A 12,362-nucleotide genomic window follows, 5' to 3' on the forward strand; every position below is an offset into this window, starting at 1 on the left:
AGCCTGGGACCTTTTCAGATGAGCACCAAATGAGCGTAAAGATAACATGGATTGACCTCCTTAACCTTTTGTTCATGGTTGTAATATTGTCCTGCGGTACGAGCATAGATTGTACAAAGTGAATTAGAGCTTGTGCGAATTCATTATTCTGAAGACGAGAGGGGTTTCAAGAGCATGAATAATTTCTTCTATGTCTTGAACGGGAAGAAAATAAAAAGGTTCTTCTTTGTTTTCGCGGCTGCCCTGTTCGCCGCAGGTGTGATTTACGTGGAAAGTGATAATATTACTGTCTTCTCGGAAGGCAGTCCTTCGGCCGTATACAGTGTATCGACGGATAAGAAGATTATTGCTCTAACTTTTGATATCAGCTGGGGAGACAAACGTACAGAGCCCATACTTAAAGTGCTGAAGGAGAAAGGAGTCCAAAACGCAACCTTCTTCCTCTCTTCCCCTTGGAGCAAAACGCATCCGGAAATCGTCAAGGCCATCCAAGCAGAGGGTTACGAAATTGGCAGTCATGGGCACAAACACACCAATTATAGCGGGCTAAAAGAAGAGGAGATCAAAGAGCAGCTCAAGACTGCTCACTCTATACTAACCGATCTTACAGGTAAAGAACCCAAGCTGCTTCGTCTGCCGAACGGGGATTTTGATAAAAAGGTGCTGAAGGTGGCTGACGAGCTTGGTTACAAGGTCATCCAATGGGACACGGACTCCCAGGACTGGATGAACAAAGGAGTAGATACGATTGTGAACCGCGTAGTTACAAAGTCTCATCCCGGAGATATCGTGCTGCTTCATGCCAGCGATTCCAGCAAGCAGACTCATGAAGCCCTTCCTGTAATTATTGATGAGCTCCGTAAAAAAGGATACGAGTTCGTTACTGTCTCTGAGCTGCTGAACCAATCCAGTGCAAAAGGATCTGAGGTCCGGGATCAGACCTGGGTCGATCAGCAGTTGAATACGGCAGCAGGCCTGTGACTAAAATTGTAAAGCCAGGACCCAGCCTTTACGGTGGGTCTTTTTGTGCGCTGCCTGTACATAATTGCCCTATTCATGCACAAAAGCCCGGCAAAGTGCCGAGCTTCAAGGTTGTGTGAATTAAGCATTCCTCTTCACTAACTTATGTAGGAGCAGAATCTGATATGCATTACATGCTATCAAAGGAACAAGGATCAGGGTTGTAGCAAAATTAACCTGGATCTTGAGTACACCCACCATTTCGATGATGGTACAGGCTATCATGAAAAACAAGGTTGGAATCCAAGCATTCGAGTTCGTTGCCTTGGCCTTGAAATAAGCAACTGCTGCGGCCACCAGAAGAATAATAATGCCCAAGACAATATCTGTCTTGTCCCCCGCCTCCCCGCTAACAAAAATACGGAAGAACATCAGCTCAAGCAGCGCCAACGCGGTAAGAACCAGCTGAACATACTGCCAAGTTCGTCTTGAGAATACACCCGTTCCCATATAATTCATCATAAGGTAAGCGAAGAAGCCCATCTGGGAGTACACACTTACCATAATCCCCACGCCCAGAAGTATGCCGATATAAATAAAAAAGTCTGCTGTATTCTTAAATCCGGTACCTTGACTTAGCTTGAGGATCTCCCCCGCAATAAGTGCGCAGCCCGCGCCTACTGCAAGCGTTGTCCAAAATAAATATAACCATCTTTTCAAATTCAATGTTGTATCGCCCCCCACTTCGATTTATTTTACCAACGTTTATGACAAAAAACCATGCCCTTACCGAACATAATTCCTATTTGACGATCACATACTACCAGCAATGATAATTAGAAGGAGGCCAGGCACGGATGAAATGGACGAGATTCCGCTCATTATTGTGTATTGTATGTATGATTATTCTCCCGCTTACTGCATGCGGTTCAGATCAGGGATCCTCCTCTTCGCAAGGCGGGGGATATAAAGACACTAAGACGATGGTTCTTGATATTCTTAAGACAGACGATGGTAAAAAAGCAATCATGGAAGCATTAAGCTCCGGAGGACAGGGAAGCAGTGGTGGTGGAAGCAGCGGTGGCGGCGAGGGCGGTGGAGAATCAGGCTCCGGGGGCGAATCGGGCTCTTCTGGTGGTGAAGGTTCTGGTTCTGGCTCTGGCGGAAGCCCAGGGATCAAAATGCTTCTCGCGCCTCAGACTGCAGACCAGGTTCGAACTGCGGTAAAGGACACCATCACCTCCCCGGAATATAAAAAGGAAATCGAGAAAATCATGACGGATCCCAAGTTTGCCGGTGATTTCGCAAAAGTGATCAATTCTCAAAGTAAGCAGCTTCACATGCAGCTGATTAAAGATCCAACTTATCAGAAGTCTGTAAGTGAAATTATGAAGTCCCCCGAGATTTCAAAAATGTTCCTTGATCTGATGAAAACACCGGATTACCGGAAGCAATCCATGACTGTCATGCAGGAATCCATGCAGAGTCCTTTGTTCAAGATGGAGGTTATGGACTTACTAAAAACAGTGGTTCAGGAACAATTAATACCTAAAGTCGAAAAACAATCTGGCGGTGAGCAAGGTGAAGGCGGCGGCCAAGGAGATAACCAGTCAAAACAGAGTAATGGCGGAGGCGGGGGAAGTAAAGGTGGCGGGGGCGGCGGAAGTTAGCTAAGCCGGTCCGTTAGACGAGCCTGTCCAATCAATGGATTATAAAAAAACAAGGCTGGCCCAAAGGGTCAGTCTTGTTCGCACTTCTGGATGATTTGATCCGCCACGTCCGCATAGATATGGCCTGTACTGCTGTTCTCTTTGTATACCGAAGGTGAATAATCAGCCTCCGAAATGTGGTTATCCGGTGCTCCAAGAGGGATTTGGGCAAGCAGCTCGCTGTGAAGATCCTCCGCCAGCTTGGCTCCTCCGCCACGCCCGAATATATAATCACGCTTCCCGCAGTCCGAACATTCATAATACGCCATGTTCTCTACTACGCCGAGCACCTCATGTTTGGTCTGTACAGCCATCGCCCCAGCTCTTGCGGCTACAAATGCGGCCGTTGCATGAGGTGTGGTTACAATAACCTCCCGGCTCTGTGGCAGCATTTGATGCACATCCAGAGCGATGTCACCCGTTCCTGGCGGGAGATCAAGAAGAAGGTAGTCCAGTTCTCCCCAACTCACATCGGTCAAGAATTGACGAAGCATCTTCCCTAGCATAGGTCCCCGCCAGATTACCGGGCTGTTCTCCTGGATGAAGAATCCCATGGACATGACCTTCACACCATAGCGTTCAACTGGCTTGATCGCACCATCCAGTACCACAGGAGATTCTTCAATCCCCATCATATCAGGCACACTGAATCCGTATATATCCGCATCAATCAAGCCGACCTTCTTCCCCTTGCGGGCAAGGGCTACAGCCAGATTAACGGTTACCGTAGACTTACCCACCCCGCCTTTACCGCTGGCTATGGCAATAAAATTCACCTTAGACTCCGGGTCAAGCAGCGGCAGTTCCTCCAGGCCCTCTCCCCGCCCTTTAAATCTTTCGGCGGATGAATCTGGCTGCTGGATACCTGCCTCTTTCTTCTCCTGCTCAGAGGCTTCCCGGAAGCGGATGTGCACATCTCCCGCTCCAGCTGAAGCGAGCCTGTCTTTGATTTGGTGCTCAAGCGTGGACTTTGTCTCCTCATTCGGCTTGGCACACACAACGGTGAGTGATACGCGATCTTCCTTAACCAGGATGTCCCGAATCCATTGTAGTCCGACTAAGCTCGTCTTAGTTGCAGGCTCCAGAACTTCACGCAGCGCTTCCTGTACTTGTTCTCTTGATAACAATATTAGCACCTCGACTTTATCTCAGAGATCTATGTCCTAGTGATACTTCGTCCATTATACCACTATGAGGCGCCTTCTGCGGAAGAGCCGGTTTTCTCACCTGAACTGTATCTAAGAATGCCTTTGTAAATGGATGCGGCCACTTTGCGTTGATATTCCTGCTCACCCAGCAGCTTCGACTCCAGCGGATGTGACAGAAAGCCCACCTCGACAAGGATTGAGGGAATCTTCAATGATTGCAGGATATAAATATGATCCGCACTCTTGGCCACCCGGTCCGTGTTCTCCAGGTTCCGTCTAAGCTCCTGCTGAACCAGATCAGCAAGGACTCCGCTCTCTACCTGCTTGCCCGGGTAGAACGTCTGGGCACCGCTCCACCTGTCCGAGGGAAAGCTGTTCATATGAATGCTGACAAACATTTTGGCTTCCTTCTCTTCAATAAAACGAAGCCGCTGCTGCAAATCCTCGGTCTTCCGCTTACTATACCCTTTGGTGCCAGGATCCGCTAAGTCCTTATCTTCTTCCCTCGTCATGACCACAATGGCCCCGGCCTGCTGAAGATAGTCACGCAAATACAGCGTAACAGCCAGATTAATATCCTTCTCAATCAATCCCTGCTTGCTAACAGCTCCTCCGTCCACTCCCCCATGTCCGGCATCCAGAGCGATTACCTGTCCTGCCAGCGGAAGACCCCAATAGTTCCAGGCCTTGGAGGAGGATGGCACCTCATAAGCTGCTATCCCAATTACAAGTGCCAGCAGAGCAAGTCCAATCAGAGCCCGCTTAATTAGGCTCAGCTGTATCCAGACCGTAACCTGATCCTTCCGTTGTCTCATCAAAAAAGTCCACCTCCGTACCCATAAATGATTCTAATCATCTATATGGGACGAGGTGGACAAATATAACCTTAGGAATTGACGTGTTCTTTCATGCCTTCAATCAGGACCTGGGCTACCTCAGGACGTGTGAATTCTGGCGGCGGGCAGACTCCTTCACGCAGAAGTCCGCGTACTTTGGTTCCCGAGAGCGTCATGTGATCTTCTTTTGGATGCGGGCAGGTCTTGCTTGAAGCCATATTCCCGCAGGTTGTACAAAAGAAGCTGTGCTCGAAGAACAGCGGTGAAATGCCAAGCTCATCCGCGGTAAAGTTAGAGAAGATCTCCTGGGCTTCGTATGTGCCATAGTAGTCACCTACACCAGCATGGTCGCGGCCAACGATGAAATGCGTGCATCCGTAGTTTTTACGAACCATGGCATGGAAGATCGCCTCGCGGGGACCAGCATAGCGCATGGCAGCCGGGAATACTCCAAGGAACGCTCTATCTTGTGGATAATAGTGCTTAAGAAGAACCAGGTAACTCTTCATTCGTACGTTAGCCGGCACATCGTCGGACTTGGTCTCACCCACAAGCGGGTTCAGGAACAAGCCGTCCACAATCTCCATCGCACTCTTCTGGATGTACTCATGAGCACGGTGGACCGGATTCCGGGTCTGGAAGCCTACCACAGTTCTCCAGCCTTTCTCGGCAAATATACGGCGCGTCTCGGATGGAGTGAAGTAGAATTCTTCAAATTTCGCTGGTTGTGGACGGTTCAGGACCTGGATAGGTCCCCCAACGTAAGTCGAGGACTTCTCGAAAAGCTTCTTAACCCCCGGATGCTCGAGATCATCAGTCTTGAAGACATTTCTGGCTTCCTCAGATTGATCTACCTGATAGATACTTTCGACATCAATCAGACCGTAGGTCACCCCGTCTTCCCCGATCAGGGCAACTTTGTCCCCAATTGCAAGCGAAGCGGCATCAGCCTCATCAACGGCAAGGGTAATTGGAATACTCCAAACGGTTCCATCTGCAAGGCGCATACGACTTACAACTGACTTATAGTCCTCTTCATTAAGAAATCCGGTCAACGGGGAGAAGGCGCCCACTCCAATCAGATCCAGGTCAGATATAGCCCAAGAGCTGATCGTCAGAGATTTAAGCTCCTTGGCGGTCTGTAAAAGCTTGTCCCGTTCATCCCCCTCTACAACACGTTGTACGAGGGTGCCTCCATGCGGCAAAATGGCTGTCATATCATTCGCTCCTATTCTATTATTTGTGAAGTCCACATTCTGTTTTCTCGGAAGTTGCCCAGCGTCCAGCGCGTGGATCTTCACCCGGCATTACAGCGCGTGTGCAGTATTCGCATCCGATACTTGGGAAGTTCTGATCATGAAGCGGGTTGTAGAGCACATTATTCTCGCGGATGTAATTCCACACATCTTCGGTAGTCCAGTCAGCGATAGGATTGAATTTAATCAAGCCAAACTTATAATCATATTCCACCTTCTTAGCATTTGCCCGTGTAGGAGCCTGGTCACGGCGAATACCTGTGATCCAAGCATCATAACCCGACAGCACACGAGTCAGCGGCTCTACTTTACGGATGTTGCAGCAAGCATTCGGATCACTCAGCCACAATTGGTCACCATGCTGGGCGGCCTGCTCTTCAGGTGTCAATTTCGGTGATACACGAACAAACTCAATGTTATATTTCTCAGCCATCTTGTCGCGCGTCTCATAGGTTTCTTTGAAATGGAAGTCGGTATCCAGATAAAAAATATCTGCCGTGGTGCTGATCTTACGCAGCATATCCACAAGAACTACGTCCTCTGCACCAAAGCTGCAGGCAAAGGTAATGTTAGGAAAAGTCTCAACAGCCCAAGAAATAATCTCTTGAGGAGTTGCCGTCTCGAGCTCTTCCGCCTTGATCTTGACCAGATCTTCTTTCTCCAACAAATTCATATTGTGTACCCCCAATTGTGTTGTAATAAAGAAATAAAGTGATAAAGTCCAACTAAACGAATAAGAATTACTGTTAATAGTATAAAACACTTGAAATTGATGTCAATGACTTAGCCGCAATTCGAATAGAAAACTCACTAAAAAGGGCTGATGCCTGTTAAAAAGATAAACACCTCTCCAAATCGTATGCACGACTTAGAGAGGTGTTCAGGAGTAATCCTATTTTTGCGAGCTGCGACTGAAGGTGCGTACAGCTTGTGCCTACAGCTTATGAATAAGGTTGTACATCACTTGAGAAGCCTCGGCCCGGGTTGCCTGCTTCTTAGGTGCAAAGGTGTCCGCAGAGCGTCCTTTGAGCAGTCCTTCCTTCACCGCCGCAGCCACATCATTCTTGGCCCAGGTGCTGATATCGCTGCTATCCTTGAATGCAGCTGCTCCTGCTTCGCTAGTCTTACCGGTGGTCAGATTGTAAGCTTTGACGATCATGACACTCATCTCTTCGCGGGTAATCTTCTTGTCAGGCCCGAACTGAGTGCTGCTGATGCCGTTAACCAGGCCGCTGCTGTAAGCTGCCGCAATGGCATCCGCATACCAGCTGTCTTGGCTTACATCAGCTAACTGAACCGCCTTCGTAGCTTTCAGGTTCAGCTGTCTAACCAGCATGGCCGCGAACTCGGCGCGGGTAATCTCTTGTTCAGGAGCAAAGCTCTTATCGCTAACCCCCTTCACAACGTGCTTAGCCGTAAGTTCTCTGATAACTCGGTTACCCCAGTGACCGGCTGGCACATCGCTGTACGATTTGTCGTAAGCAAAGACTCCGTATTTACTAAAATGGGTAACCTCGGCAGTCATTGTATTTCCAGTGATCTTCCCGCCAATATATTGCATACTTCCGCTATCTGAAATGTAATACACACCAAGCAACGTGTGATCCGCTTGCCCTGTTAATTGGAAGGTTAACGCGATCGGCTTGGAGAATTGATCCAGTCTGGTTGCCTTTCCACTACTGTCTTTGGCAGAGAGTGTCAGTTCCAGAATTGAACTCGCAGGCTGCACTGCCGCTCCACTGGTGCTGTTCGCACTCGAGATTTGGGCTGTCTGTTCAGAAGTCAGCTGGTTAACCTGCAAAGCGATCTGTGACCCGCTCTGTTTATCCGAAGGAATCAGCTTGGTCAGACTATCCACAACTTCTTTTGGAATTACCACTGAAGCCACTCCCAGGTTAAGCTGGACACTATTGTCCCCGGCAACCTGACCCAGAGTTCCCGGCAACAGAACTTCCGTGCTGGCTTGATTCTGAAGAATGGTGACATTCACGCTAAGCAGTCCATTCTGAGGCTTAGGCAGATCAGCTGGCTTAATAATCACTGAGCCTGTAGCTGGATTTGGCGTTGTAGTTCCTGTGTTAGGAGTGCTGCCGCCGTTTCCTGAGTTATAAATATTTGTGATTCTGCCCTGCAAGCTGGAAGCTATTACTCCGCCCTTGAATTTCTTAACAATGTAATTATAGAACGCGTCCAAATCGTTCACTGTTGTGCCTGTAGTCAAATCCTTGCCTTCGGTAAGAACTTTATAATTGTCCCCGCCTGCTGCCATAAAGTTATTCACCGTTATAGTATATAGGGCTTTATCATCGATCGGTGTCCCGTCCTCTTTGGCGAGGGCTGTAACCCTTTGCTCTATCGGTCTTCTAAAGTCAGCTGTGTACTTCAAGCCTGAGATTTGAAGTGTTTTGATATTATCAGTGCCATCCGCATTTTTGCCCCACTGCTGCATAAGAAGAGTTCTTATCTGAGCCCCAGTCACTTGGAGCTTCACCAGGGAATTACCAAAAGGCTGAATTTTGGCCAAATCCGAGAAGGTGATATCCCCTTTAGGAAGATCCGCACGAATTCCACCCGGGTTCATGAAAGCGAAGTCTGTATCCATGGTATCCCGCATAGCATCAGCAATTAAGTTCCCGAGTGCGGACTCAGCATTATAAGCATTAGTTCTGGTAATAGCCACAGTAGTGGTACCCACAGGCTTTGTGAGCTCCGGATGTCTGGCCAGTGCATCATTAACGAGCTTCGTAACCTGCGGATCAGGAGTGACTCCCTCCTGCTTCACGTCAACAACATCCGCTTGTTTCTTAACAATATCATGAGTCTTAGGGTCAATTTCCAGGTCGATATCCGCATAGGCTGTACCATACGAGTAAGCCTGTACAATCAGCTTATTGTTGATGACAGTATTTACTTTAGCATGATTGTCTCCGGCAAAAATTACATCAACATCGGGATCGACAGCCTTAGCCAAGTCTACAGCCTCACCGGTAGTTACCTCATTTTTAGTACTAGCCGGGTCATGGGCGAGCACTACAATAGCATGCACACCTTGAGCTTGAAGTTCTTTTACAGCTGCATTGACTACCGGAGCCTGTTCTACCAGCTTCACTCCTGAAAGCGCACTAGGCGATACCTTTGTAACTGTTGCCATTGTTACCACACCGATAAATCCTACCTTCTCGCCCCCAATTTCCTTGATGACATATGGCTTAACAATAGGCGCATAGGTATCCTCTGTTGCTGATGGAGATTTATACAAAGCATTGGCATTAATATAATCAAAATTGGCTTTATCAAAAACAATTTCAGGTTTAATCGGATCCGGTCCCCCGTTCACTTGAGCGAGAAGCGCGGGAACCCCCTGGTCAAATTCATGGTTGCCCAGTGTACCCACATCAAATTTCATCATATTCAAGAAATCCATCGTAGGCTTATCCCGTTCCAGAGAGGACACCGGTGCGCTGGCGCCAACGGAATCGCCGTTATGAACCAGAAGCGTATTCGGGTTGGTGGCTCTGGCTTTGTTCAAATAAGCTGCGAGGTAGTCGGCACGACCAACATTTCCCTCACCAAAATTTGATGTCGTATCAAGCTGGCCGTGGAAGTCATTAATACCTAGAATCTGTACCTTCACATTAGAACCCGGATCTACTGGAGGCGTAGTTCCTCCTGCCAATGAAAGTGAGTAGACTCCAAATCCCTTTTCATCGGTTTTGTTCGTATATTTAATCTCTGTATTGTTATTCAAGTATTTCACTGCATCAGGAGAGGATGTGAAAGTTACATTCACCTTGTCATTTACCGGCAGAATCGACCAGTTGTTATCTGCTGCCGGGTCAATGTCCTTATGCTCTGTGATATAGTTCATCAGGATCTGACGGTTCTCATCAGCAGAGTCGACAACTAATTCAGCACCCTTAAGGCCCGGGAAGTTCCCGCCACCGCCAGCGCGATAGTTGTTCGTCACTACGATGAATTCCTGCTCAGGATTAATGTCCTTGCCACCGTATTTGAGATTCACAATTCGGCTCGACTCTGCGTTATTAGTACTGCCATCCGCATTGTATTTAGCCGGCTTGGTTACATCAAACTGATAGGTTACGCCATCAATGATGTCAAAGTTATACACGGCGAACTTGGGACTTAAAAGCGACTGTTCCTCTGTCTTGGCCGGATCGATCTGGTTGAACATTCCCGCTGACATCTCGAGCCACTCTTTTACCGTGGAACCTTTAACTTTAACAGCTTTTAACGTGTTGTCGTACAAATAAAGGTCACTTGCGCTCTTAATCGCGATTGGCCCTTTAGCGATATCCGTGTACTCGGCGGGACCGTTTCTACCTGCTTTGAAAGGCGCTCCTACGGATAGAATTGGCAGATCTTTATACTGGGGCGCATTTTTACTGATATAGTCCTTAACAAACCATTCCTGCGCCTTGGTCACGATTTGTACAGATGGATCATCCTTCACTAATGCGAAGTAACTATAAATCGGTGCCGAAGTCTCTCCAATCGGACCGTTCGCATACTTAATTGTCGCCTCATGCTCTGACTTGACTGCCTCCTCAATTGCAGGATCAGCAGTTACGAGAGGCTTCTTATTCACCTTATCATAGATTTCTCTGTTCGAGGATTGCGAGCTGGATACTGTCCAACGACCTTCAGCGTTCTTGGTAAGCGTCAGATCAATGATACCAAGCTCAGCACCCCCAAAGCCTGCTTGAACAGCTGCTACACCGTTAATTGTACCTCGTACATTATCAACACCTGCAACCGGATTGCCACTAGTATCCTTGAAAATAACATCTAGTGACTTATTGTCACCTGTAGGAAATACCTTATGGGTATGAGAGAAAGTAATTGCATCGATCCCCTTCACTTTGCTCAGTGGAAGAATCGCATTCTCTGCCATAGTGTTGGCTTCAGCGCCCGCATCAAAGCCTGAATGTGTCAGAGCGATAATGATATCGGCTCCTTCTTCCTTCATCTTGGGAACAAACTTCTCAGCAGTTGCCACAATATCTTTTGTAGTCACTTTACCTTCGAGGTGGCCTTTATCCCAGTCCATAATCTGTGGAGTAACTAGACCCAGTACCCCAACTTTGACTGTTTGTTCATTTCCTTCTTCATCAATATAAGTTTTATTTAAAATTTCGTAGGGATCATATTTATTCTCATCATTATCTGGATTATTGTCATGATCATCGACATATACATTGGCATTCACATAAGGGAAGCTTGCTCCTTGAATTGACTTGTTCAAGAAATCAAGACCATAATTGAACTCGTGGTTACCAAACGTAGCAATGTCGTACCCCATCATATTCATTGCTTTATACACGGGGTGAACCGACCCAGGTTCCTGCAGCTGATCTACTTTAGCCACGTAGGTCCCGAGAGGAGTTCCTTGAATCAGATCACCGTTATCGACCAGCAATGTGTTCTTAACTTCCTCACGCGCTTGCTTAACTAAGCTGGCTGTCTTAACCAAACCAACAGTTGGCGAAACTTGATCTTTATAGTAATCATAGGACATAAGATTTGTATGAATATCGGTTGTTTCCATTATTCTTAGCTTAAGATTAGAGTTAACAGCAGGAGTAGTATCGTCAGCTGGGGTGTTAGTCGGATCTTGATTTGTTAAAAGAGCTGCCGCAGATGATGTCTGCTCCGATGACAAGGTTCCAGCATTGGAGGAAGCCGCCGCATGCATCTGTCCCGCCAAAAACTGAGTTGATAATACACAGACAGCTAGAGTGCTCGTTGCTGCCTTTCTAAATCCTTTTCGAAGATTGAAGTCCATTCCTTGTTTTCCACCCTTCTAGATTACTGTTACTGTGGGAGGTTATCCCTATTATTAATTTAATTTCAGTATGTTAACTAGGTTCCAGTTAATTGTTCAATAAAGTAGCTATGTAGGTAAAATATAAGTGCGTTATTTGAGATATGGCAAAAAACCGCTATCCCGTTGGAAATAGCAGCCTTGAAGAAATATCTATACAGTTATCTATGTATAGAAAAAGCCCCTGGCCGAATGGCCAAGGACTTTGGTGTTGATTAACGTTTCGAGAACTGTGGAGCGCGACGAGCGGCTTTGAGACCGTATTTCTTACGCTCTTTCATACGAGGGTCACGAGTCAAGAATCCTGCTTTTTTCAAAGCTGGACGGAACTCAGGGTCTGCTTTAAGCAGAGCACGGGAGATACCATGACGGATCGCGCCCGCTTGACCAGAAATACCGCCACCATGTGCAATAACAATTACATCATAGTTAGTCAGGGTTTCAGTCAAGTTCAGAGGTTGTTTAACGATGAGTTTGAGTGTTTCCAAACCGAAATATTCATTGATATCACGTTTATTGATGACAATGCGTCCTTCACCCGGTACAAGGCGAACACGAGCTACCGAATGTTTACGACGACCTGTCCCATAGTATTGTACTTGTGCCATGAA

The 12,362-nt window shown here is 47.3% G+C and carries 10 protein-coding genes (1 of these 10 only partly in view); 2 read left to right on the forward strand and 8 right to left on the reverse strand.

The window, feature by feature from the left end:
- Positions 1 to 48: the start of a stage II sporulation protein M gene (locus LDO05_RS15835; RefSeq protein WP_251376299.1), read on the reverse strand. Its footprint begins 570 nt before the window's first position; only the first 48 of its 618 coding nucleotides appear in the window; its start codon is at positions 46 to 48; the stop codon falls past the left edge of the window.
- A gap of 126 nt (positions 49 to 174) precedes the next feature.
- Here LDO05_RS15835 and pdaB point away from each other — a divergent pair, with 126 nt between their 5' ends.
- Positions 175 to 981 carry a polysaccharide deacetylase family sporulation protein PdaB gene (pdaB, locus tag LDO05_RS15840; protein WP_251376300.1) on the forward strand — a complete coding sequence of 269 codons (807 nt, stop codon included), beginning with the start codon at positions 175 to 177 and terminating at the stop codon, positions 979 to 981.
- A gap of 120 nt (positions 982 to 1,101) precedes the next feature.
- Here the strand turns inward: pdaB and LDO05_RS15845 are convergent, their stop codons facing one another.
- Positions 1,102 to 1,686 (reverse strand): KinB-signaling pathway activation protein, encoded by a 585-nt coding sequence (locus tag LDO05_RS15845; RefSeq protein ID WP_251376301.1) that lies wholly within the window; start codon positions 1,684 to 1,686, stop codon positions 1,102 to 1,104.
- A 131-nt stretch (positions 1,687 to 1,817) separates the two neighbouring features.
- Here LDO05_RS15845 and gerD point away from each other — a divergent pair, with 131 nt between their 5' ends.
- Entirely contained in the window at positions 1,818 to 2,630 is an 813-nt protein-coding gene (gene gerD, locus LDO05_RS15850) for a spore germination lipoprotein GerD (protein ID WP_251376302.1), read from the forward strand.
- Between the two features lie 68 nt (positions 2,631 to 2,698).
- Here gerD and LDO05_RS15855 read toward each other — a convergent pair whose 3' ends face one another.
- The 6 genes from LDO05_RS15855 to rpsI all read right to left on the reverse strand — a co-directional run bounded on the left by LDO05_RS15855 (position 2,699) and on the right by rpsI (position 12,359).
- A complete protein-coding gene (locus LDO05_RS15855) occupies positions 2,699 to 3,796 on the reverse strand; it encodes an Mrp/NBP35 family ATP-binding protein (RefSeq protein WP_251376303.1) in 1,098 nt (365 codons plus the stop codon).
- 62 nt (positions 3,797 to 3,858) lie between these two features.
- On the reverse strand, positions 3,859 to 4,632 hold the full coding sequence (cwlD, locus tag LDO05_RS15860) for an N-acetylmuramoyl-L-alanine amidase CwlD (protein WP_251376304.1): 774 nt from the start codon (positions 4,630 to 4,632) through the stop codon (positions 3,859 to 3,861).
- A 71-nt stretch (positions 4,633 to 4,703) separates the two neighbouring features.
- Positions 4,704 to 5,870, reverse strand: coding sequence for a sulfate adenylyltransferase (sat, locus tag LDO05_RS15865; RefSeq protein WP_251376305.1), 1,167 nt, complete (start codon positions 5,868 to 5,870; stop codon positions 4,704 to 4,706).
- Positions 5,871 to 5,889: 19 nt separating this feature from the next.
- Positions 5,890 to 6,582, reverse strand: a complete 693-nt coding sequence (locus tag LDO05_RS15870) for a phosphoadenylyl-sulfate reductase (RefSeq protein ID WP_251376306.1) — start codon at positions 6,580 to 6,582, stop codon at positions 5,890 to 5,892.
- A gap of 261 nt (positions 6,583 to 6,843) precedes the next feature.
- Positions 6,844 to 11,622: a bifunctional 2',3'-cyclic-nucleotide 2'-phosphodiesterase/3'-nucleotidase gene (locus LDO05_RS15875; RefSeq protein WP_481857063.1), complete on the reverse strand. Its 4,779-nt coding sequence runs from the start codon at positions 11,620 to 11,622 to the stop codon at positions 6,844 to 6,846.
- Positions 11,623 to 11,966: 344 nt separating this feature from the next.
- Positions 11,967 to 12,359 (reverse strand): 30S ribosomal protein S9, encoded by a 393-nt coding sequence (rpsI, locus tag LDO05_RS15880; RefSeq protein WP_068620356.1) that lies wholly within the window; start codon positions 12,357 to 12,359, stop codon positions 11,967 to 11,969.
- Between the last annotated feature and the right edge of the window lie 3 nt (positions 12,360 to 12,362).

Origin of the sequence: Paenibacillus sp. YPG26 (assembly GCF_023704175.1) — a bacterium.
Taxonomy (GTDB): domain Bacteria; phylum Bacillota; class Bacilli; order Paenibacillales; family Paenibacillaceae; genus Fontibacillus.